The organism is Streptomyces dysideae, from assembly GCF_001514305.1.
GTDB classification, from domain to species: domain Bacteria; phylum Actinomycetota; class Actinomycetes; order Streptomycetales; family Streptomycetaceae; genus Streptomyces; species Streptomyces dysideae.
In genome coordinates, this window is the sequence record NZ_KQ949075.1 from 47,091 (window position 1) to 69,452 (window position 22,362).

Annotated in this window: 15 protein-coding genes; 7 read left to right on the top strand and 8 right to left on the bottom strand. The window is 73.0% G+C overall.

All coding sequences use genetic code 11. The features are described 5' to 3' along the window. The 3 genes from AQJ91_RS00170 to mhpA all read left to right on the top strand — a co-directional run. A partial coding sequence (locus AQJ91_RS00170) for a beta-ketoacyl reductase (protein ID WP_159054466.1) occupies window positions 1-814 on the top strand: 814 nt, incomplete at its 5' end. 24 nt (window positions 815-838) lie between these two features. Further along, complete coding sequence (locus AQJ91_RS00175) at window positions 839-3,979, top strand: type I polyketide synthase (protein WP_407696814.1); 3,141 nt, start codon at window positions 839-841, stop codon at window positions 3,977-3,979. 1 nt (window position 3,980) lies between these two features. Next, window positions 3,981-5,597 carry a bifunctional 3-(3-hydroxy-phenyl)propionate/3-hydroxycinnamic acid hydroxylase MhpA gene (gene mhpA, locus AQJ91_RS00180; protein ID WP_067014331.1) on the top strand — a complete coding sequence of 539 codons (1,617 nt, stop codon included), beginning with the start codon at window positions 3,981-3,983 and terminating at the stop codon, window positions 5,595-5,597. A 279-nt stretch (window positions 5,598-5,876) separates the two neighbouring features. On the opposite strand, the gene AQJ91_RS00185 is transcribed toward mhpA, so the two are convergent. Beyond that, window positions 5,877-6,929 (bottom strand): 3-dehydroquinate synthase family protein, encoded by a 1,053-nt coding sequence (locus AQJ91_RS00185; protein WP_067014334.1) that lies wholly within the window; start codon window positions 6,927-6,929, stop codon window positions 5,877-5,879. Between the two features lie 79 nt (window positions 6,930-7,008). Next, window positions 7,009-7,830 carry a lantibiotic dehydratase C-terminal domain-containing protein gene (locus AQJ91_RS00190; protein ID WP_067014337.1) on the bottom strand — a complete coding sequence of 274 codons (822 nt, stop codon included), beginning with the start codon at window positions 7,828-7,830 and terminating at the stop codon, window positions 7,009-7,011. 240 nt (window positions 7,831-8,070) lie between these two features. Here AQJ91_RS00190 and AQJ91_RS00195 point away from each other — a divergent pair, with 240 nt between their 5' ends. From AQJ91_RS00195 to AQJ91_RS00205, 3 genes are all read left to right on the top strand, one after another. Continuing rightward, window positions 8,071-9,015, top strand: coding sequence for an ROK family protein (locus AQJ91_RS00195; RefSeq protein ID WP_067014340.1), 945 nt, complete (start codon window positions 8,071-8,073; stop codon window positions 9,013-9,015). Between the two features lie 174 nt (window positions 9,016-9,189). Further along, window positions 9,190-10,722 carry an FAD-binding oxidoreductase gene (locus AQJ91_RS00200; RefSeq protein ID WP_067014343.1) on the top strand — a complete coding sequence of 511 codons (1,533 nt, stop codon included), beginning with the start codon at window positions 9,190-9,192 and terminating at the stop codon, window positions 10,720-10,722. A gap of 57 nt (window positions 10,723-10,779) precedes the next feature. Further along, on the top strand, window positions 10,780-12,378 hold the full coding sequence (locus tag AQJ91_RS00205; protein ID WP_199847815.1) for an FAD-dependent oxidoreductase: 1,599 nt from the start codon (window positions 10,780-10,782) through the stop codon (window positions 12,376-12,378). A gap of 49 nt (window positions 12,379-12,427) precedes the next feature. Here the strand turns inward: AQJ91_RS00205 and AQJ91_RS00210 are convergent, their stop codons facing one another. Further along, complete coding sequence (locus AQJ91_RS00210; protein ID WP_067014349.1) at window positions 12,428-12,856, bottom strand: winged helix-turn-helix transcriptional regulator; 429 nt, start codon at window positions 12,854-12,856, stop codon at window positions 12,428-12,430. Window positions 12,857-13,003: 147 nt separating this feature from the next. Here AQJ91_RS00210 and AQJ91_RS00215 point away from each other — a divergent pair, with 147 nt between their 5' ends. Continuing rightward, window positions 13,004-14,488, top strand: coding sequence for an MFS transporter (locus tag AQJ91_RS00215; RefSeq protein WP_067014353.1), 1,485 nt, complete (start codon window positions 13,004-13,006; stop codon window positions 14,486-14,488). Window positions 14,489-15,449: 961 nt separating this feature from the next. Here AQJ91_RS00215 and AQJ91_RS00220 read toward each other — a convergent pair. The 5 genes from AQJ91_RS00220 to AQJ91_RS00240 form a co-directional block, all read right to left on the bottom strand. Next, window positions 15,450-16,220, bottom strand: a complete 771-nt coding sequence (locus tag AQJ91_RS00220) for an arylamine N-acetyltransferase family protein (protein ID WP_067014357.1) — start codon at window positions 16,218-16,220, stop codon at window positions 15,450-15,452. Between the two features lie 68 nt (window positions 16,221-16,288). Beyond that, entirely contained in the window at window positions 16,289-19,024 is a 2,736-nt protein-coding gene (locus AQJ91_RS00225) for an AAA family ATPase (RefSeq protein ID WP_067014361.1), read from the bottom strand. 239 nt (window positions 19,025-19,263) lie between these two features. Beyond that, window positions 19,264-19,989: an HAD-IA family hydrolase gene (locus AQJ91_RS00230; protein ID WP_079084597.1), complete on the bottom strand. Its 726-nt coding sequence runs from the start codon at window positions 19,987-19,989 to the stop codon at window positions 19,264-19,266. Between the two features lie 49 nt (window positions 19,990-20,038). Continuing rightward, on the bottom strand, window positions 20,039-21,142 hold the full coding sequence (locus tag AQJ91_RS00235; RefSeq protein WP_234381768.1) for a Gfo/Idh/MocA family protein: 1,104 nt from the start codon (window positions 21,140-21,142) through the stop codon (window positions 20,039-20,041). Further along, window positions 21,139-22,305, bottom strand: a complete 1,167-nt coding sequence (locus AQJ91_RS00240) for a DegT/DnrJ/EryC1/StrS family aminotransferase (RefSeq protein ID WP_067014364.1) — start codon at window positions 22,303-22,305, stop codon at window positions 21,139-21,141. The genes AQJ91_RS00235 and AQJ91_RS00240 overlap by 4 nt, the downstream gene beginning before the upstream one ends. Between the last annotated feature and the right edge of the window lie 57 nt (window positions 22,306-22,362).

The following is a 22,362-nucleotide window of genomic DNA, read 5'->3' on the forward strand; positions in this document are numbered from 1 at the left end:
GTCCGTCGCGGGCACCGTCGGCAGCGCCGGCCAGGCCAACTACGCGGCCGCCAACGCCTGTCTGGACGCCCTCGCCGAGCACCGTCGCTCGTTGGGGCTGCCCGCCACCTCGCTCGCCTGGGGTGTGTGGGAGCAGGACGGCGGCATGCAGGACTCCCTCGCGCACAGCGACCGCGAGCGGATGAGCCGCAGCGGCATGCGGGCCCTGAGGGGCGATGAGGGACTGGCCCTCTTCGACGCCTCGCTGCACGCCCCCGACGCGGTGCTGGTCGCGGCCCACTTCGACTTCGCGGCCCTGCGCAGCGGTACCGGACAGGACGCGGTGCCCGTCCTGCTGCGTGCCTTGGTCCGCCCGGCCCGGCGGTCCGCGCGGGCGGCCGCGGCGCCCGCCGCCGAGTCCCTCGCCGAGCGGCTGGCCGCCCTGCCGGAGGAGGAGCGGCACCAGGCGCTCCTCGACCTGGTCGCCGAGCAGGCGGCCGGGGTCCTGGGCCTCGCCGGGCCGGACCAGGTCGAGGACGACCAGGCCTTCAAGGACCTGGGCTTCGACTCGCTGACCGCGGTCGAACTGCGCAATCAGCTTGCCGCCCGCACGGGGGTGCGGCTGCCCGCCACCCTCGTCTTCGACCACCCGACGCCCACCGCGCTCGCCCGACGCCTGCGCGAGGCGCTGGTCCCGCGGGCAGCACAGGAGACGGCTCCGGCCCGGAGGACGACGGAGTCCTCCGCGCCGGCCGGGGAAGCGGAGGCCGACCTGATCGCCGGCCTGGACGTGGAGAGCCTCGTGGCGCGCGCCCTGAGCGCCTCGGCCAACTGATTCGGTCTCGGACCGGGAGAGAAGATCATGACTGTTTCCGACGAACGGCTCGTCGAGGCGCTGCGCGCGTCCCTCACCGAGAACGAGCGGCTGCGGCGGGAGAACGAGCGGATCACCGCCGCCGCCCAGGAACCGGTGGCCATCGTGGGCATGGCCTGCCGGCTGCCGGGCGGGGTCACCTCGCCCGAGGAGCTGTGGACCCTGGTGGCCAGCGGCCACGACGCCGTCACCGGCCTCCCCGCCGACCGCGGCTGGGACCTGGACGGCCTCTACCATCCGGAGCCCGGCCACCCCGGCACCACCTACGTCAAGGAGGCCGGAGTCCTGTACGGCGCGGGACAGTTCGACGCCGGCTTCTTCGGTCTCTCCGACCGGGAGGCTCTCGGCACCGACCCGCAGCAGCGCATCCTGCTGGAGTTGGTCTGGGAGGCCCTGGAACGGGCCGGTATCGACCCGCACAGCGTCCGTGGCACCGACACCGGCGTCTACGCGGGCCTGATGTACCACGACTACGCGAACGGGGTACGCAAACTCCCCGAGGGCGTCGACAGCTTCCTCGGCCTCGGCAAGTCGGGCAGCGTACTGTCGGGCCGGGTCTCCTACCTGTACGACCTGACCGGCCCGTCCGTCACCGTCGACACGGCCTGCTCCTCCTCACTGGTCACCCTGGACATGGCCGTGCGGGCGCTGCGCGGCGGCGAGTGCGCGATGGCGCTCGCGGGCGGTGTCGCCGTGATGGCCACGCCGGATGCGTACGTCGGCTTCGCGGCGCAGCGGGCCCTCGCTCCCGACGGGCGCATCAAGGCGTTCTCGGCCTCGGCCGACGGCACCAACTGGGCCGAGGGCGCGGGCGTACTGCTCCTGGAGCGGCTGTCGGACGCGCGGCGCAACGGGCACCCGGTGCTCGCGGTGGTGCGCGGTACGGCCGTCAACCAGGACGGCGCCTCCAACGGCCTCACCGCCCCCAACGGCCCCTCGCAGGAGCGGGTCATCCGGGCCGCCCTCGCGGGCGCCGGCCTCACCCCCGCCGACGTGGACACGGTCGAGGCGCACGGCACCGGCACCGTGCTGGGCGACCCGATCGAGGCGCAGGCGCTGATCGCCGCCTACGGCCAGGACCGACCGGCGGACCGCCCGCTGTGGCTGGGCTCACTCAAGTCGAACATCGGGCACGCGCAGGCCGCGGCCGGCGTCGCCGGGATCATCAAGATGGTGATGGCCCTGCGCCACGAGGAACTGCCCAGGACCCTGCACGTGGACGCGCCGACACCGAAGGTGGACTGGTCGGAAGGGGCCGTACGGCTCCTCACCGAGGCCCGTCCCTGGCCCCGGGAGGAGGGCCGCCCGCGCCGGGCCGGTGTCTCGTCGTTCGGCATCAGCGGCACCAACGCGCATGTCCTGCTGGAGGAGGCCGCACCCGAGCCCGCCGCCGGGACAGGCGCCGCCCGCGCGGGCGGCCCCGTCGCCTGGGCGCTGTCGGCGAAGACCGCAGCCGCGCTGCGCGACCAGGCCGCCCGCCTCGACACCTTCCTCGACGCGGCGGACGCCGACGCCGACCCGTACGACGTCGGGCACGCCCTCGCGCTGGCCCGCGCCGCCTTCGACGAGCGGGCCGTGGTCGTCGCCGACGACACCGGCACCCTGCGCGCCAAGGTCCGCGCCCTCGCCGAGGACACCGCCGGTTCACTCCCGGGCGTGGCCCGCGGCAGCCGGACGAAGGGTCGCCTCGCGGTGCTGTTCACCGGGCAGGGCTCCCAACGGCTCGGCATGGGCCGGGAGTTGTACGAGACGTACCCCGCCTACGCGGCAGCCTTCGACGCGGTGGTGGCCGAGCTGGACCGGCATCTGCCCCGGCCGCTGAAGGAGGTCGTCCTCGACGACGCGGCCGCGCTGGACCGCACCGAGTTCACCCAGCCCGCGCTGTTCGCCGTCGAGGTCGCCCTGTACCGCCTCTACGAGTCCTGGGGAGTGCGTCCGCACGCCCTGGCCGGGCACTCCATCGGCGAGCTGGCCGCCGCGCATGTGGCGGGGGTGTGGTCGCTGGCTGATGCGGCCCGGCTGGTCGCGGCCCGGGGCCGGCTGATGCAGGCGCTGCCGTCGGGCGGCGCGATGATCGCCGTACAGGCGACGGAAGCCGAAGTCCTGCCCCTGCTCACCGACGGTGTCGGCATCGCCGCCGTCAACGGGCCGCGGTCCGTGGTGGTCTCGGGCGTCGAGTCCGAAGCGGCGGCAGTCCAGGCGCACTTCGCCGAACTGGGCCGCAGGACCAAGAGGCTGACGGTCAGTCACGCGTTCCACTCTCCCCTCATGGACTCGATGCTGGCGGAGTTCCGGCAGACCGCCGCCGAGCTCACCTACCAGGAGCCGCGCATCCCGGTGATCTCCGACGTCACCGGCGCACCGGCGACCGCCGAGGAGCTCACCTCCCCCGAGTACTGGGTACGGCACGTCCGGGCCGCCGTCCGCTTCGCCGACAGCATCCGCGCCCTGCGGGCCCAGGGCGTCGCCACCTTCCTGGAGCTCGGCCCCGGCGCGGTGCTCTCCGCCCTGGGCCCCGCCTGCCTGGACGCCACCGACGACGGCGTCGCCTTCCTCCCCGCCCTGCGCGTCGACGCCCCCGACGCACAGACCGCGCTCACCGCGGCCGGCGGGCTGTTCACCCGGGGCGTTCCCATCGACTGGACGGCGCTCTTCCCCGGCGCACGGCGGGTGGACCTCCCGACGTACGCCTTCCAGCGCCGCGACTACTGGCTGGAGGCCGGCACCATGACCACCGAGACGATCAGCACCCCCGAGACGGACACCGCCACCGACCCCGGCGCCGACGCCCTGGACGCGACCCGGCGCGCACTCCAGGAGCGGCTGGCGGGGCTGGACCCGGCGGAGCAGGTCGCCCTCCTCGTCGACCTGGTCGCGGCGGAGGCCGAGACCGCCCGGACCGAACAGAACCCCGACGAGACCTTCGACGACGAACTGGACGGCGAGAGCCCGTTCTTCGAGGTCGGCTTCAACTCGCTGAGCGCCGTCGAACTGCGCAACCGGCTCGTCGAGGTGACCGGCCTCACCCTCAGCCCGATGCTGCTCTTCGACTACCCGACCCCGGCCTACATCGCCGAGTTCCTGCAGGAGCAGCTGGCCACCGAGACCGCGAACGGAGGTGAGTGAGATGACCGCACCGACCGCACACGCCGACATCCTCGTCGTCGGCTACGGCCCGGTCGGCCAGCTGCTCGCACTGCTCCTGGCCGACCGGGGCCGCACCGTCACCGTCGTCGAGCGCTGGCCGCAGGCGTACCCCATGCCGCGGGCCGTGGCCTTCGACGGCGAGGGCGCACGGACGCTGTCCGCGGCCGGGATCGGCGGCCTCGTCGGCAGGATCGGCGAGTCGTCCGGCGAGTACCTGTGGCAGAACGCCGACGGCCAGGTCCTGCTGCACATCGACGGATCCGAGCGGAAACTCGCCGGGTGGCCCGAGTCCACGTCGATGTACCAGCCAGCGCTGGAGGCCGAGATGGAGGCACGCGGAGCCCGGCACGCCAACATCACCGTGCACCGCGGCCACCAGGTCGTCCGCATCGTCGAGGATGCCGCGCCGGACGGGACCGTCGAGGTCACGGCCGTCGGCCCGGACGGCGACGAACGGACGCTGACCGCCTCCTGGGTGGTCGGCTGCGACGGGGCGAACAGCTTCGTCCGCCAGGCCATCGGCACCGAACTGTCCGACCTCGGCTTCTCCCACGACTGGCTGGTCTGCGACATCGTCCACCACGACGAGCGCACCTTCCGGCCGAACAACCTGCAGATCTGCGACCCGGCCCGCCCGCGCACCTCGGTGTCCGCGGGCCCCGGGCACCGCCGCTACGAGTTCATGCGGGTCGCGGGGGAGACCGTCGAGGAGCTCAACACCCCGGAGAGCTGCTGGCGGCTGCTGGAACACTTCGACGTGTCCCCCGAGAACTCCACCCTGCGACGCCACCACGTCTACAGCTTCCGGGCCGGCTCGGCCGAACGCTGGCACCTCGGCCGGCTGGTCATCGCGGGCGACGCCGCCCATGTGATGCCGCCGTTCGCGGGCCAGGGCATGTCCTCCGGCTTCCGGGACGCGGGCGCGCTCGCCTGGCGGCTGGACGCCCTGCTCGCCGGTCGCGCCGGCCCCGAGGTCCTCGACCACTACGAGGAGGAACGCCGCACCCACGTCAGGCACGCCATCACCATGTCGGTCAACCTGGGCCGCATCATCTGCCAGACCGACCCCAAGGCCGGCGCCGACCGGGACCTGGTGATGAAGGCGGCGGCGGAACGGGCCACGGCCGCGGGCACCGCACCCCCACAGCGCTCCCCCCTCCAGCCGCTGACCAAGGGCTTCCTGCACCGCACCGCGAACGGCAGGCCCGCGAAGCCCGCCGGCGCGCTGTCCCCGCAGGCCCGAGTGGCACAGGGCAGCCGGACCGGCCTCTTCGACGAGATCGTCGGCCTGGGCTTCGTCCTCCTCACCACGGAGGACCCCGAGACCCTGCTCACGGAACCGGACCGGTCCTTTCTCGCCACCCTGGGCACGAGGATCGTCCGCATCCTCCCGTCCGGTACGGACCCGGCGCGGACGGTTCCCGGGGAGGTCGTGGACCTCGACGACGTCTACGTCCCGTTCCTGACCACGGCGGCCGCGACCACCGCCCTCGTCAGGCCGGACTTCTACGTCTACGGAGCAGCCGCCGGCCCCGAGGCCACCCGCGCCCTCCTCGACGAGGCCCGCACGCAGCTGAGGGCGGCGATGCCTGTCTGACGCCTGCGCTTCCGCACTCCTGTACGGCGAGAGGCCGCCCCCCGTGATCCGGGGGCGGCCTCTTGGACGTGGGATGGCCCGGCGATGGTGGCCGGATGGGCGAGGGAGGGAGCGGTGGTGCCCGGACGGTGGCGTGCGGATGTGCGGTGCCTGCGACGCTGTGTACGGGGTGAAGTTGAAGTATGTGGGCCGGGTATGGCAGAGGGCCGTCCCGTCCGCGCCGACGTTGCCGCGGAAGGAACGGCCCTCTGCCGTAAAGCCGTAAAGCCGTAGGGAGGTTCAGTGCTCGCGGGGCATCTCCGCGAGGACGCGCAGGACCACCTCCTCAGGGACCGAGGAGACCAGTTCGGGGCCCTGCGGGCCGCTCAGTACGAAGGAGAGGCCCGTCATCGCCTTCTTGTCCAGACGCATCAGGGCGACGAGTTCGGCGTCCCGCAGGCCGGCCGGCAGCCGGTGGGGGAGGCCGTGGTCCCGGACCACCTCCTCGTGCTCGGCGACGTGCGCCTCGTCGATGCGGCCCAGCGCCCCGGCCAGCCGGCCCGCGAACACCGTGCCGATCGCGACCGCCTCACCGTGCCGCAGGGCGAAGTCGGTGGCCCGCTCCAGGGCGTGCCCCAGCGTGTGGCCGTAGTTGAGGATGTGCCGCAGGGCGGCGTCCCGTTCGTCGGCGGCGACGATCCGCGCCTTGCACGCCACGCTCGCCGCGATCTGCTCGACGAGCGGCCGGCCCCGCAGATCCCCGGCCCCGATGAAGTGCGCCCGGGCGATCTCCCCGTACCCGTTGCGCCACTCGCGTTCCGGGAGCGTGCCGAGGAAGTCGGTGTCGCACAGCACCGCGGACGGCTGCCAGTACTGGCCGACCAGGTTCTTGCCCTGCGGCAGGTTCACCGCGGTCTTCCCACCGACGCTGGCGTCCACCTGGGCGAGCAGCGTCGTCGGCAGATGGATCACCGGCAGCCCGCGGTGGTACAGCGCCGCGGCCAGTCCCACGGAGTCGGTGGTGGTGCCGCCGCCGACGGAGACGACGGCGTCCGCGCGGCTCAGCCCGAACTTGGCGAAGGCCCGGCACATCCGTTCCACGGTGGCGAGCGATTTGTCCTCCTCACCGTCCCGCGCCGACAGATGCAGCGTGGGCAGTCCGGTCGCGGGCAGCAGGGAACGCGGCCGGGCCGAGACCACGACGACCTTCCGGGCGCCGACGTCGGCGAGGATGCCGGTGAGGAGATGGCGTACGCCCGGACCTATGTGGACGGGGTACGAGCGCTCGCCGAGGTCCACGTCGATCCGGCGGGCGGCGACACTTGCAGCGGGTGCGACGGTCGCAGCCTTCACCGCAGTCGTAGCAGCAGTCACAGCAGTCAAGGAGAGTCCTTTCGGTCGAGGGGAGTCCGGGAGTCCGCCGGCCGTTCGCTCAGGCCGACTGCAGGGCCGTGCCCCCGGTGAACGCGGTCGGCAGCGGCCTGCCCGCGGCGAGCGCCGAACGGACCGTGCGGGCCGCCCGCGCCTCGGTTCGGGCCGGTACGCCCAGCCGTTCGTGGGTGAGCAGGACGTGGTCGTACAGCAGGAAGTTGACCGGCATCCCGTCGTCCCGGCCCGTGGCGACGGCCGCGCGGACCGAGGACAGGTAGCCGTCCCACAGCTCCGCGTCGCCGGGGACGCACGCGTCAACCGGTGCCGCGGCTCGGGCGTCCGCTTCGGCGGCCAGCTCCAGCCGGTCCGCCGGGGCCAGGCCGGCCGTGCCGAACTGCCAGAAGTGGAAGAGGAACGCGGCCCGTTCGCGCTCCGGGACGAGGGTGCTCACGCGGCTCAGGTGCGCGACGGCCAGCCACTGCCGGTCCGTCGGGCCGAGACCGCCGTCGCGGAGGAGTTCCAGCGCGAAGGAGCTGGACTCCGTGGCCAGCCGGTGTGCCATCCGCAGCGTCCCCGGTGTGCGGTACTTGGCCGTCTCCGGGAGGTAAGTGCTGGTGATCATCGGCCAGTTGTACGCGGAGGTACGGGCCAGCAGCCGGCGCTCCAGGTCCTTCAGCACCGGCTCGGCGGAGTGGAACCACAGTCCGAGGTCCGGTTCGCCGCCGGCGCCCGGCCCGCGGAACTGCCACAGCGCCTCCGGGTCCTGCGTGCGCAGCCGGCCGACGAGCTCGGTGACCAGCGTGGAGACGACCCGGGCGGCGTGGTTCTCCGGCCGGCTCCGCATCGGGTTGGGCAGTCGGACGAAGAGCCATTGACGGTTCATCGCGGAAATCTCCTCGTGGGATGACGGGGGAGTGTGCGGATGCCGTGAGGCTAAGGTCCGCTCCGCCCCGGAATTTCCGGCCGCGCCAAGCCCGTCGGGGCGCGGCCGAAGATAGGGCGGAGATAGGGGGGCCGGGGTGGGGGTGTTCCCGGGCTGGTGCGGCCGGTGCGGCCGGTGCGGGTGGGACGGGGTGGGCGCGCGGTTACCGGGCGGTGGGCCGGGCTGCCGACACTCGCGGGAATGAGTGGTATCACGGGATTTCTCGGTATCGACATCGGCGGCACCAAGGTCGCCGTCCGGGTGGAGGGCGCGGGCACCGACCCGCTCCTGACCACCTTCCGCTGGACCTCCGGTGCGGACGTCCGCGAGGACCTGGCCGCGCTGGCCGACTGCCTGGTGGCGGTACGGCGGCGATGGCCCGGCCCGCTGCGCGCGGCGGGCGTCGCCCTGCCCGCCACGCTGGACTCCGGGGGCCGGGTGACGGCCTGGCCCAACCGCCCCGCCTGGGCGGGCCTGAGCCTCGCGGCGGAACTGCACGGCATGCTGCCGGGCACCGCCGTGGCCTGCGCGGACGACGGTGACCTCGCGGCCCTCGCCGAGGCCGGGGTGGCAGGCCTGGACGACATCCTCTACGTCGGTGTCGGCACGGGCGTCGGCGGCGGCGCCGTCCTCGGGGGCGAGCTCTGCCCGGGCCCCGCCCGTGGCTCCTTCGAACTCGGGCACCTCGTCATCGACCGCGCCGGCACCCGCTGCGACTGCGGCCGGCGCGGCTGCGTCCAGGCCCACGCCTCCGGGCCGGCGATCCTCCGCCGAGCCACCGAACTGAGGGACGCGCCCGTCACATACGCCGACCTGTGCGACGCCTGGCAGCGACAGCTGTCCTGGGCCGTGGTGGCCGTAGACGAAGGCTGCGCGGCCCTCGCCACGGCCATCATCTCGGCCGCGGAACTACTCCGCCCGGACGCGGTCGTCGTAGGCGGCGGCTTCGCCGAAGGCCTCCCGGGCTTCACGCCCCGGGTAGCCCGCCACACCCACCACCTCACCCGCCCCGGCCACCCCGCCCCCACCCACCACGAGGCCCAACTCGGTGGCCTCTCCTCCCTCCACGGAGCGGTCCAACTGGCCCGCACAACCTCCGCGACCATCCCGACCCCGGTCCTCACGGGTTCGCCCGCCCCTGGCTGACGCCGCCCCGGCCGTCAACCCCAGGTCACGGCAGATGCCCAGGGCTCAGTGGGCGGTGGGTTCCCGGGGAGTGGTTCGGGGGGCCCGATAGTGGGGTCCGCGCAGGTCACGGAACCCCGCCCCCGGCCCGGCCGCGCCACCCCTTCCATCCAGCTACTTCCTTCAAGGAGCGCCGTGTACACACGACGAAACGTTCTCCGGGCCGGAGCAGGAGCCGGGCTGGCGCTCGCCGCGTCAGCCGCGGGGGTCGGCGCCGTCGCCGCGGGGACTTCCGCCACCGCCGACGACTGGACGGGGCTCGGATCCCGTCTCCAGGGCGACCTCGTGCTGCCTACGGACGCCGGCTACGCGTCCGCCAAGCAGAACCAGTTCGCCGAGTTCGACGCCGTGCACCCGACGGCCGTCGCCTACTGCGAGACACCGGCGGACGTCCAGGCCTGCGTCGCGTTCGCCCGCGACGAGGGCATATCCGTCAGAACACGCAGCGGCGGCCACAACTACCGCGGCTGGTCCACCGGCGAGGGCCTGGTCGTCGACGTCTCCCGCATCCGGCACGCCACCGTCGGCACCTCGACCGTCCGTGTCGGCCCGGGCCTGCAGTCCATCGACGCCCTGCACGCACTGGCCCCGCACGGCAAGCAGCTCATCGCCGGAACCTGTCCCACCGTCTGCCTGGGAGGCTTCCTCTCCGGCGGCGGAATCGGCTACCAGACCCGCAAGTTCGGCATGGGCGCCGACCGCGTGCGCTCCGTTCAGCTCGTCCTCGCCGACGGCCGTCTCGTGCGCGCCTCGGCGTCCCAGTACTCCGACCTGTTCTGGGGCCTGCGCGGCGGAGGCGGCGGCAACTTCGGCATCGTCACAGAGTTCGAGGTCGCGCCGATCGACGCACCGCGCATGGTCTTCTTCAACACCACCTGGTCCTGGGACAAGGCCGAAGAGGTGTTCGCCGCCTGGCAGACCTGGCAGCTCACCAGCTCGCTGAGCCTCGGCTCCGCCCTGATCTTCATGCTGCCCGACGCCGCCCCCGGCGAGGTCCCGCAGATCATCGTCACCGGCGGCTACCACGGCTCCGAGGCCGAGGCGACCGCCGCCCTGGACCAGCTGACCTCCCTGGTGGGCGCCCAGCCCACCAGCCGCTTCGCCACCGACCTGCCGTACGACGAGGCGATGAAGACCGCCTACGGCTGCGGCGACCTCACCCAGGACCAGTGCCACCGCGAGGGCACCGACCCGGAGGCGCTGCTGCACCGCGTGGGCTGGCTGCGCGAGGCCTACCGGTTCTTCGACCGGCCGTTCTCGCCGACCGAGCTCAACAACCTCATCACGGCGTGGGAGGGTGACCGCCGACCGGGTCAGCGCCGCTTCCTGCACTGCATGTCCGTCGGCGGCGCCGCGAACAGCGTCGCCCCGTCCGCGACCGCCTTCCCGCACCGCGACGCCAACTTCATCGTCGGCTTCACCACCCAGCTCGACCAGCCGGCGAGCCCCGACGACCAGCAGGCGGCGAGCGCGTTCGTCGACGCCGGCGCCGCGCTGCTGAACCCGCTGGGATCCGGCGCGTACGTCAACTTCCCCGGCTCCAGCCTGCCCGACTGGGCGACCCAGTACTACGGCGACAACTACCGGCGGCTGCTGACCGTCAAGCGCCGCTACGACCCCGGCAACTTCTTCCGTCACCCCCGCTCCATCGGCAGCACCACCCAGTGACGCCACGCACACAGACGCAGACGGACGCAGACGGATTCAGACCGAGGAGAACTGATCATGAGTAATTCGACCAGGCGCGGCACCGCGGTGGTCATCGGTGCCGGCATCGCGGGCCTGACCGCGGCCAAGTCGCTGTCCGACGCGTTCGACACCGTCGTGGTCGTCGACCGCGACGAACTGCCGGACGGCGGCCGGCCGCGCCGCGGCGTCCCGCAGGGACAGCACTCGCACGTCCTGCTCGTGGCCGGCCAGCGCGCGCTGGAGGAGCTCTTCCCGGGCCTCGGCGACGAACTCGTCGAGGCCGGCGCCCAGGTCTTCGACTCGGGCGGCGACCTCCACCTCTACCGGCTCGGCGCCGCCTGGAACCCGGTGCACAGCGGGCAGCCGTTCGTCTCCATGAGCCGCCCGCTGCTGGAGTACTCGATCCGCCGCCGGGTGCAGGCCCTGCCGAACGTCACGATCCGCTCCGGCACCGCGGTGTCCGGGCTCGGCGGTGCCGACGGCAAGGTCACCGAGGTGCTCCTGGCGGGCACCGAGCGGCTCGCCGCCGACCTGGTCGTGGACACCACCGGACGTGGCAGCCGCTCCGACCGCTGGCTGTCGGCGCTCGGCTTCCCCGCCCCCGACGTGGAGGAGGTCAAGGTCAACGTCGGCTACGTCAGCCGTCTCTACCGTCATGTGCCCGGCGACCTCGACGTCAAGGCCGCGTTCGTGCAGCCCACCCCGCCCGCCGAGAAGCGCATCGGCGCCGCGCTGCTGATCGAGGACGACCAGTGGCTGGTCTCGGTCGGCGGCTGGCACCGCGACTACCCGGCCGCCACCGACGCCGGCTTCCTGGAGCACGCGGAGAGCCTGCCTGACCCGATCATCGCCAAGCTCGTCCGGCAGGCCGAGCCGCTCACCGAGCCGGTGGCCTTCCAGTACCCCGCCAACCGGCGGCGGCACTTCGAGGCACTGGACGACGTACCGAGCGGCTACCTGGCCCTGGGCGACGCCATCTGCAGCTTCAACCCGCTGTACGGGCAGGGCATGACCTGCGCCGCGCAGGAGGCGCTCGCCCTGGGCCGGCTCCTAGCCGAGCACGAGGGCGTCACCGCGGACCTGTCCCGCGCCTTCTACCAGGAGGCCGCCGGGGTGCTCTTCGTGCCGTGGCAGGCCGCCATCGGCGGTGACTTCGACTACGCCGAGACAGTGGGCCAACGTCCGTTCGCCGCCGAGCTGTTCGGCCGCTACTCCACCCAGGCGCAGCTGGCCGCGCAGGTCTCCGGCGAGGTCCGCAAGGTGATCCTCTCGGTGCAGCACCTGCTGGTGCCGCCGATGGCCCTGTGGGAGCCCTCGCTCACGGCCGAGATCGTCCGCGCCGCCCGGCACGCGCCCGAGGGCACGGAACCGGAGTTCGGCCACGGCGCGCACGGGCGTCCGCTGTGGACGGCCGAGGACCGGGACGCCGAGCGGGTCCGGGCCGTGCTGCGTGAGGCGGGGCTGCCGGAGTTCTCCGACCGGCAGCCGGGCTTCGCGGTCGAGGGCGGCGACCCGATGCTGGTCGCCCGCCTGGACGGCGGCGACCGGAACGACTGCGCCGAGGTCATCACCGCGGCCGGGTTCACCGTGACGGCCGACCCCGACGACCCGACAACGCTGCGCCTACGGGCGTAGGGCGGCACGGGAGATGACGGCCGAGAGCCGCTCGTGGACGGCCCGCACCTCACCGCGGGCTGCCCACGGGCTCCTCCTCCTGCGCGGCGGCGGCCAGGGCATCGCTGTCGTAGGCCGCGCGCGCCGCGGTGATGGCGCCGCGGTTGCGTTCCGCCCAGTCCATCAGCGTGACGAAGGCGTCGTGCAGTTCGCGCGCGCTGTCCGTGACGCTGTAGACGACCTTCGCCGGGACCGTGGGGTAGACGGTGCGCACCAGCAGACCGTCCCGCTCCAGGCTGCGCAGGGTCAGGGTGAGCATGCGCCGGCTGATGCCCGGGATGGAGCGCTCCAGCTCGGTGAAGCGGATCGGTTTCTCGGCTGCAGCCAGGATGATCTGGATGCTCCACTTGCCGCTGATCCGGTCCAGCACCTCGCGCACCGGACAGGCGTCCGCCTCGCTCCCGGCCTCCGTGGTTACACCGGTGTTCCGTTGGGACATAAAAGTGCCTCCTTCCCTGTCAGGCCATCGTTACAGATGATGGTGTCAGTAACAAGACGTAACGTCGGCGCACCAACTGATACCTGACGGAACACCCTCACTGAACACCCCCATAGGGATCAGATCCCCCAGAAAGGAAATAGGCATATGTCTGCCTCATCGCCTGTCCGGTCCGCCGGGCGGCCGGGTACGAAGATGGCACTGCTGGCGTTCTGCATGCTCATCTTCTCCATCGACTACAACATCGTGTACGTGGCGCTGCCGGAGATCGGCCGTGAGGTCGGCTTCTCGGCGCAGTCGCTGCAGTGGGTCGTCAGCGCCTACTCCGTCGGCCTCGGCGGCGCCCTGCTCATCGGCGGCCGCGCGGTGGACCGCCTCGGCGCCCGCCGGATGCTCGTCCTCGCCCTCGCCCTGTACGGCATCGCGTCCGTCGCCGGCGGTCTGGCCACCACGCCGGGTCTGCTGGTCGCCGCCCGCGTGGTCCAGGGTCTCGGCGGCGCGCTGCTCTTCCCGGCCACCCTGTCGCTGATCAACACCAGCTTCTCGGAGGACGCCGAGCGCAACAAGGCGTACGCCTGGTGGGGTACCGCCGGTGCCTCCGGCGCCATCATCGGCTCGATGGTCGGCGGTCTGCTCACCAACTACCTGGGCTGGGCCTGGGTGTTCTACGTCAACGTCCCGCTGTGCCTCATCGCCATCGCCGGTCTGCTCTCGAACTTCGCCGCCGACGCGGTGGCGCAGGCCGAGGCCCGCAGGTTCGACATCCCCGGCGCGCTGCTCGCCACCGGCGGCTCCACCCTGCTGGTCTTCGGCCTGATCAGCGGTCCCGAGGCCGGCTGGGCCTCCACCCAGACGATCGTCACGCTGGCCGTCGGCCTGGCGCTGGGCATCGGCTTCTTCGCCGTCGAGGCCAGGACGGCCGATCCGCTCGCCCCGTCGCGCCTGTTCGGCTACCGCGGCCTGCTGACCGCGATCCTGATCATCTTCGTCTTCCAGGGCGCCATCAACACCCTGCACTACCTGTTCTTCATCCAGCTCCAGGACGTCATGGGCTACAGCCCGCTCGAGGCCGGCCTCGCCTTCCTGCCGATGAGCGCGGTCGCCATGCTGGGCTCCAACAAACTGCTGCCCAACGTGATCAAGCGCTGGGGTGTCCGTACGGCCCTGTTCGCCGGCATGCTCGGTGTCGGTGCCGCGATGATCGTGCTCGCCGCGACCATGTCCACCAGCCAGAGCTTCTGGCCGCTGCTGCCGGCGGTCCTGCTGTGGGGTCTGTTCGCCGGCATGATCTACCCGGCGATGTTCATGGCCGCCGGTTCGGACGCCGCCCCCGACGAGCAGGGCGTCGCCTCCGCGCTCACCCAGACCTCCGCCCAGATCGGCGGCGCGATGGGCATGGCCGCGCTGATCGCTGTCGCGAACTCCGGCCTCGACCTGAGCGAGGGCGCCAACAACCCGCTCGCCGACGTGGTGAACGGCCTCCAGCTGTCCGCCCTCGTCGGCGGCATCGCGGCCATCGCCGGCGCGTTCCTGGCCTTCCGCGTGAAGTCCCAGAAGGCGACGGCACAGGACGAGACCCCGGCCCCGGCGGAAACCCCCGCCGAGACTCCCCAGCCCCAAACCGTCAACTGAACCCAGCCCCCGCTCCCCACAGTCCCCTCCGACTCGCCCGCCAGTGCCCTGACACTGGCGGGCGAGCTGTTTCTACGGACGGAGCAAGGGCTGGCGCACGGCGGCACCTGCGGGTGAGGGGGGAAGCGCTTGCGGCGCTGGGGGAGTGGGCCCCTGCGGGCAGGGGAAGAAGCGCGGCGTACGGGTGCCGGGCTCGCCGGGGTGGCATCGCGCGGCGCGGAGCCATGTGGACCGCTCGGCGCCGCTCGGCGCCGCTCGGCGCACCGACGGAGGATGACCGCCGGTCCCACCGCACAGCTGCCCGCGCCGCCGACGGGCGTCTACGCCGCAATCCTGCGCGGCGATGAACTCGCAGCCGTGTTGACGTGCGGGTCCTGAACTTTGCGCCGCCACACCACTTGGCCGGAGGCCCCCGCGGGGATGCGAAGCCGCCACCGTGCTGGCCCCTGAGGGCGGGCGGAGGTGGGCCGGGGTGGGGAAGTGGCGCGGCGTACGGATGCCGGGGCTCGCGGGCCGGTGGAGCGCCCATGCGTCGGGGCTACGACCTCTGTGGGTGGGCGGAGCCCGTGCCGCCGCGTGGCGCAGCGGTGCGGGTTCATGACTGCGCAGGTCAGTGTGGCGGTGCGGTCGGCTGCCGGCCGGCGGTGCTGACGTCCGCGGGCGGCGTGGTCGGCCGGAAGGTGAACCGGCCGGATCCTCCGGCGCGGCGGCGAACGGGGCCGCGGTCCGTGTGGCTGCGCCACGGGGTGGGGTGCCATCGTGTGGCGTATGGGACGCAGGGCTCCGGGCCGCGCGGCATCCCGGCCGGGCAAGGGCACCTGCTACGGCTGCCCCGAGGCGCCGTCCTGTGACGCCGCTCCGGCGTCGGCCCTCGCTCCCCCGCCCGGTCACGACGAAGGTGCCCTCCCCCGAGCCGGGGAAAGGCACCTTCGTCGTCTCATGGCGTCCTGCTGTGGCCCGGTCAGGACTCCGGCAGGAGGATCGTGTCCACGGCGTTCTCGAAGTCCGCCGGCCGTACCAGTACCCGGATCTCCTGGCGGCCGTTGGCCACCGTGATCAGCCGCTTGCCTATCAGGGTCAGCTGGCCGGTCTCGAAGGCCCGCCCGCGAATGAGGGTCACCGCGGAGTTCAGCTCGCGCGCGTACTCCCGCAGGCTGGGCTCGCCCCGCCACTCGGACAGGTCCCGTACGACGTCGGGGAACCGGTAGACGACCTCCCAGGCGCCCTCACGCGGACGGCGGTTGAGGGTCCAGTACCCGTCCTCCGGGTCCAGCCGGTACGTGCAGCCGTACTGCTCCTGCTCGCCCTCGGCCAGCCGCAGTGGCTCCAGGAAGGAAGGACCGGCGAACCCCACGTCCACCATCCACCGCTCCTCGCCGAACCGGACGACATGGAACATGTGCTCCAACTCGGGCCCGAACTCCCCGTTCGCCATCCGGACCCCGGCCGCCATGACGGACACGTCGAAGCCCAGCCGGGTCAGCAGCGTGCGGAACAGACCGCTGAGCTCGTGGCAGACGCCCCCACGGCCACCGGTGACGACCGCGTCGAACGTCTCGTCGACGTCGATGTCCACGTACTCCCAGATGTCCACCCCCCGCCCGGCGTTGAGCGAGTTGTCGAACGGCACCTTCATCAGATGCAGCTTGTGGAGAATCCGCAGCAGCTCCGGAGCGGGTTCGAGAGAACCCGAGTACCCCAGTTTCTTCACATAGGCGTCTGTGTCGAACATATGGAAACCCTCCTTGCAGGGAATCGAAACGAATGGATCGAAACGAAATGAATCAGAACGGAATGGCCTCATCCCGCCTTTGACGCGTTCGGCCACAGGAACGACGGCAGGTCCTGGCGGCGCTGTATTTTCAGCTTTCGGTAGACCCTGGTCAGGTGCTGTTCCACCGTGCTCGGCGTCACGAAGAGCTTCGCCGCGATTTCCCGGTTCGTGTATCCCATGACCGCGAGCGAGGCCACCCGCATTTCGGAACCGGTCAGTTCCCGCACCGAGCCGTGCTGCTCAGGCACCGGCACCGGCGCCTGCTGGGCCGCCCCACTGTCCGCGGACCCCGCGAGCAGCTCCTGCGCCAACGGCTGCGCCCCACACGCCTTCGCCACGTGCAGGCTCTGCCGGAACAGCATCCGCGCCCGCCGCTGTTCACCCACCGCGTTGTACAGCCGGCTCATGTCGCCCAGCACCCGCGCCTGTTCGAAGCGGTCCCCGGCCGACTCCAGCAGCTCCAGCGCCTCGGTCAGCAACTGCAGCCCGCGCCCCGGCGCACACGTTGCCGCGTACAGCCGCAGCGCGATACCGCGGGCCCGCCCGCCGCTCGCCCCAGGCCGGGACAACTGCTCGTGCACCAGCTGCTTGGCCCGGTCCGTGTTGCCCAGCCGGATGCACGCCTCGGCCGCACCGGCCCGCCACGGCACCGGCCCGAGGGCCTGCACGCCCCACTTGCGCTGCAGCTCCCCGCAGGACAGGAAGTCCCCCAGGGCGGCGCGGTGGTGATGGGTCGCCAGGTGGTGGATGCCGCGGGCCTGGAGGAACAGCAGCCCGTACCAGCTCTCGTACATCGCCTGCGGCACCGCCTGCGACAGATGCCGCAGCGCGTCGTCGTACCGGCCCATCCGGGTCGTGGCGACGACCAGACTGGACAGCGGCAGCCCGATGGCCACCCCCCACGACTTGGCCGGCAGCAGCTCCAGCGCGGAGTGCCCCCGCTCCACGGCCGCGGCCAGGTCGCCCTGGCGTACGGCGATCTCGGCGCGGACCGCCTGGAACACGGCCTGCCAGGTGGGCGTGGCCCGTTCGGCGGCGTCCATCACGAGGCGCTCGCACCACTCGGCCGCGCTGTCCGCCCGGTCGCCGTGGACCAGGGTGAGCAGCGCCAGCAGGGCGGCCTCCTCGGACCAGTAGGCGGAGCGGCTCAGCCGCAGGTCCCACAGCACCTGCTCGGCCCGCTCCACCGCGACCTGCCGGTCCCGGGCCAGCTCGCCGGCGAGGGCGGCGGCCCGCTCCAGCCAGGGTTCGCTGCGCAGCGCCACCACGGTGTCCCCGCCCGGTCGGCGCGGCCCCGGAACCGGGATCCGGGCCGGCCGGGCGAGCGCCGGATGCGCCCAGGACAGCCACTGCTCCAGGTCGGTCTCCTCCCCGGAGGCATCGCCCCGCGCCGTGGCCGCCGCGCGCAGCCGGCCGAGTGCCTCCGCGGCCTCCTCGGACCGCCCGTGCCACAGCAACTGGCGTACCAGCAGTGCCGATTCGGGGAACCGCAGCCGGCCCGCCCGGTCCGCGGTGACGAGCTGCTGGAGACTGCGGGCCGCGGTGCCGGGGTCGGACTGGAACTCGGTGTGGGCGAGGCGGGCGAGGATCTCGGCCCGCTCGGTCAGATCGCCGCTGGAGCGCTGGGCGAGCTCCAGGCAGACGGCGGCCGCGGCGGGCCGGTCGGAGAGCAGGTCGTGATCGGCGGCCTCCAGCAGGATCCGTACCGCCCAGGGTTCGTCGGCGCGGCCCGCGTCGAGCAGATGCCGGGCCACCCGGCCGGCCGGCGCCGCGGAGTCGTACAGCAGCCGGGCGGCCCGCCGGTGCAGGACGGACAGCTCACGCGAGGACAGGTCGTCCAGGACGGCCTGCCGGACCGAGGGGTGGCGGAACCTGCCGTCGGGCCGCAGCAGTCCGGCGGCGGTCATCGCGCGTACGGTCGGTTCGACCGGTGCCTCCGCCAGGGCGGCGACGGTGTCGTCGTCGGCGTCCGGGCCGAGCACGGCCAGGGCGCGGGCCAGCGCGAGCGCGGCCTCGTCCCCCCGGTGCAGACAGCTCAGCAGCGCGAGGCAGTAGGACGGGCCGACGGCCTCGTCGCCGTCGGAGTCCTCCCAGTCGTCGACGAGGGCCGCGAGCAGCAGCGGGTTGCCGCCGGTGGTGGTGTGGAAGTACGGGGTGAGCCGGCGCGCGGTCTCCGGGCCGAGGCGCGGCGAGAGGAACGCCGTGACGCCGGCCTCGCCGAGCGGGCTCACCTTCAGCCGGGTGAGCCCGGCCTGCCGCAGTAGTTCCGCGCGCAGCTGGAGGTTGACCGGGGGCACATCGGTGTTGTCGGTGAACACCATGGCCATCCGGGCCGAGCGCAGCCGGTGGGAGAGGTGCAGCAGCATCCGCAGGGAGGGCTCGTCGGCGTGCTGGACATCGTCGACGGCGATGAGGACCGGCCCCTCGGCGGAACGTTCCAGCAGCGCTGCCCACAGGTCGTCGGCGGAGCGCACCGTGGGCGGCGGGATCCGGTGCGCCCCCGCCGCGCCGGGGCCCGGCGGGCCGGCGTAGCGCAGCAGCTGGTTCACCACCGCGTGGGCACGGGTGCGCTCGGGCCGGGAGCAGATGGCGTGCAGCAGCCGGAAGCCGGCCGCCTCCGCGCGGTCGGCGAAGGCGTGCAGCAGTTCCGTCTTCCCGGTCGCGGACGGGCCTTCGACCAGCGCCGTCCGGCCCCTCCCGGCGAGCGCGGCCTCCTGGACGCGGTGCAGCCGTCCCAGATGTTCCTCGCGTTCGACAAGCATGGCTGATCCCCCAGACGTGGTGGCCGTTCGCGGCCCGGACCCACTATCGGCACGAGGGGACCATCGGCCGGGAATCGGCCATCCACTCGAACAGCGCGCGGCCCGGCCGGTGGAGGGGACACCGGCCGGGCCGAGGCGGCGGTCGGGGGGAACCGCCGGACGCGCGGCGGCCGGGGGACGCCGCCGGTGAGAAGGGCTTCGGGTGTGGACAGGGGGAGGGGGACCGAGGCGGCCGTCGGTCAGACGGCCCCCGCCACCGCCGGGCACAGTGCCAGCAGTTCGGCCGGCCGGTGCAGGGCCGCGTCGGGGTCGGCGGTGAGCAGCTCGGCCGCGTCGCACTCGCCCCACAGCGCGGCCACCGCGTCCACCCCGGCGCCGCGTGCCGCCGCGATGTCGGTGACGGCGTCGCCGACCATCAGGGCCTCCTCGGGGCGGGCACCGAGCAGCTCCAGCGCGCGCAGCACGATGTCCGGCGCCGGCTTGGCACGGGCCACCTCGTCGGAGCCGAGCACATGGTCGAAGCAGTGGAGGACCCCGAGCGTGTCCAGCAGATGCCGGGCCCGGTCGCCCGCCTTGCCGGTGGCTATCGCGGTGCGGAACCCGCGCTCGCGCAGCTCCTGGAGGAGCGGGGTGACGCCGGGGAACAGCGGGACCCGGCCGGCGAGCCGGTAGCTCTCCCGGACGAAGGGACCCTCCATCTCCAGCGGCAGCCCCATGATCCTCATGATGTCCGGGAAATATCGCCCGAGATGGCGCTCGTACTCGTCGAACGGGGCCTCTCCGTCCCCGACGACCTCGGCATAGGCGATCGTGAACGCCTCCCGCATGACCGGAAAGCTGTCCACGATCACTCCGTCGAGATCGAAGATGACCACGCTCTTGGGATGGGCGAAGGGACCGGCGGTCGTGACCGCTGTACCGATCGTGCCGGTTGTTCCGGGGGCGAAGGTGATACCAGAGTGCATGGGGATCTCCCTGACGTCGGTATGGGTGTGTAAGGGGTGCCGGTCCTGCTCACACCACGGCGACCGGCGCCGGCGTCGGCGCGGACCGGATCCGGCGGGCCGAGCCGTAGAGGCGCTCGATGACGGTGATGGTGCGCCGGGCCTCGGCGACGGCCCTGCCCTGGTAGCCGGGGTCGGCGAGGAGTTGTGGCAGGGCGTCGAGCTGACGGTCGTACTCCGCGCCGACGGGCTCGCCGTCGAAAGGGACCGGCAGGGACTCGCCCGCGTGGCTGAGGACCAGGTGTGAGCCGCCCGCGCGGTTGGGGCTGAAGCCGAAGGTGCAGCGCAGCGAGACCGCCGCCGCGCTGCCCTCGACGCGGATGGTGGTGGTGTCGAGCGCCTCGTGCGAGGCCCAACTGGCGCGCAGGGCCACCGAGATGCCGCTCGAGGTGACCAGGAAACCCCGCGCGGTGTCCTCGACGTCCCCGCCGCCGGCCGGGGCCGGACCGCCGCCGTGACGCCAGGAGGTGCCGTGCGCTGCGGCGTTGATGAAGTCGCCGGAGACCGTGCCGAGGACGTGCTCGTAGTCGACCGGGCCGAGCAGCGGGGTGACCGTGTCCAGCAGGTGCCAGCCCAGGTCGACCAGGGCGCCGCCGCCGGACAGGTCGCTGCGGGTGAACCAGCCGCCCGCGTCCGGCACCCCCTTCGCCCGCACCCAGGACACCTCCACGTGCCGGACCTCGCCGGCCTCGCGGGCCACGGCCGCGGCCAGGGCGGCGACGTCCGCGCGGTAGCGGGCGGCGCTGCCCGCGAGCAGCACCGCACCCGCCTCGCGCTCCGCCGCGGCCAGCTGGTCCGCCTCGGCGGAGGTGAGGCAGACCGGCTTCTCCAGGAAGACCGGCACTCCCCGGTGCAGCAGCCCGCAGGCGACCGGGCTGTGCAGATGGTTGGGTACGGCGACCACGGCGAGGTCCGCCAGATCCGGGGTCACCTCCGCGACGTCGGCCAGCACCCGGACGTCCGGCCACGCCGCCGCGGCGGCCTCACGGGCGGCGGGGGACGGGTCCGCCACCGCGACCACCTGGTACGCCGGGTGCGCTGCCAGCCGGGACAGCCAGATCTCCCGTCCCGCCCAGCCGAGCCCCACGACGGCCACGCGTACCGGCGGGGTCACAGTGTCGCCAGGGTCTCGGAGAGGATGTCGGCGATCTCGTGCATCTGCTGCTCGGTGCCGAGCAGGGTGCGGTGGTGCAGCCAGATCGCGTCCGCGTACACGGCCTCGGTGTGCGGGCAGCGGGCGGCGATCGCCTCGACGGACTCCTCGGGTGCGCCGGTCTCCCAGAAGCCGTCGGAGCGGTAGATCGCGCGGAACGCGGCGAACGCCGGCAGGCCGCGCTCGATGAGCGCGTCGACGAGCCGGTTACGGCGCTCGGCGCTCATGCCGGGGATCCGGAACATGGCCATGTAGTGCGGGTTGCGGGTGACCCGCTCGTCGATGAGCTGCGGCTGCACGCCGTCGATCTGGGCCAGCAGCCCGGACAGCACCGGCCAGTTGCGCTCCCGGGTGTCGATCTGGCCGCCGAGGCGGGCCAGTTGGGCGCGCAGCACACTCGCGGAGAACTCGTTCATCCGGAAGTTGGAGCCCGACGTCTTGTGGAAGTAGTACCGGTCGCTGCTCGGGCGGCCGCAGCTGTGGCGCAGGAACGCCTCCTCGCGCTGCCCGGCGTCCACGAAGGTGACGAGGCCGCCCTCGCCGGCCGTCATCAGCTTGCCGTTCTGGAAGCTGAACGCGGCGACCGCGCCCAGCTCGCCGACCTTCCGGCCCGCCCACTCCGCGCCGTGCGCGTGCGCGGCGTCCTGGATCAGCGGTACGCCGCTGTCCGCGGACAGCTTGGCCAGCGCGTCCATGTCGCACATCTGCCCGGCCATGTGCACCGGCATGATCGCCGCGGTGCGCGGGGTGACGGCGTTCGCGGCGGCCACCGGGTCGATGTTGAAGGTGCCCGGGTCGATGTCCACCGGCACGGCGACGGCACCCAGCCGCTGGGCGGCCTGTGACGAGGAGATGAAGGTGAACGCCGGCACGATGACCTCGGTGCCGGGGCCCACGCCCAGGACCTGCAGGGCGAGTTCCAGGGCGTGCGTGCCGTTGGTGACCGCCAGGGCGTGCGGGGTGCCGTGGTACGCGCCGAACTCCTCCTCGAAGGTGTCGACCTCGCTGCCGCCCATGCGCCACCACTGGCCCTGGTCGAGAGCGCGGACGAGACCGGTGCGCTCTTCTTCTCCGAACTGCGGCCACACCGGGAATTCGGGCTTCGGCCGAGAATTCTGAGTCATTTCTCTTTCGCTCCTTCGCGGTCAAAAGCTGTGCCGCGAATCTACCGGCGCCGAAGC

What these genes read in the sequence shown, in the direction of transcription:
- mhpA (WP_067014331.1), top strand. Translation starts at nt 3,981, where the DNA reads ATGACCGCACCGACCGCACACGCCGACATCCTCGTCGTCGGCTACGGC.
- AQJ91_RS00190 (WP_067014337.1), bottom strand. Translation starts at nt 7,830, where the DNA reads ATGAACCGTCAATGGCTCTTCGTCCGACTGCCCAACCCGATGCGGAGC.
- AQJ91_RS00195 (WP_067014340.1), top strand. Translation starts at nt 8,071, where the DNA reads ATGAGTGGTATCACGGGATTTCTCGGTATCGACATCGGCGGCACCAAG.
- AQJ91_RS00205 (WP_199847815.1), top strand. Translation starts at nt 10,780, where the DNA reads ATGAGTAATTCGACCAGGCGCGGCACCGCGGTGGTCATCGGTGCCGGC.
- AQJ91_RS00210 (WP_067014349.1), bottom strand. Translation starts at nt 12,856, where the DNA reads ATGTCCCAACGGAACACCGGTGTAACCACGGAGGCCGGGAGCGAGGCG.
- AQJ91_RS00215 (WP_067014353.1), top strand. Translation starts at nt 13,004, where the DNA reads ATGTCTGCCTCATCGCCTGTCCGGTCCGCCGGGCGGCCGGGTACGAAG.
- AQJ91_RS00220 (WP_067014357.1), bottom strand. Translation starts at nt 16,220, where the DNA reads ATGTTCGACACAGACGCCTATGTGAAGAAACTGGGGTACTCGGGTTCT.
- AQJ91_RS00225 (WP_067014361.1), bottom strand. Translation starts at nt 19,024, where the DNA reads ATGCTTGTCGAACGCGAGGAACATCTGGGACGGCTGCACCGCGTCCAG.
- AQJ91_RS00230 (WP_079084597.1), bottom strand. Translation starts at nt 19,989, where the DNA reads ATGCACTCTGGTATCACCTTCGCCCCCGGAACAACCGGCACGATCGGT.
- AQJ91_RS00240 (WP_067014364.1), bottom strand. Translation starts at nt 22,305, where the DNA reads ATGACTCAGAATTCTCGGCCGAAGCCCGAATTCCCGGTGTGGCCGCAG.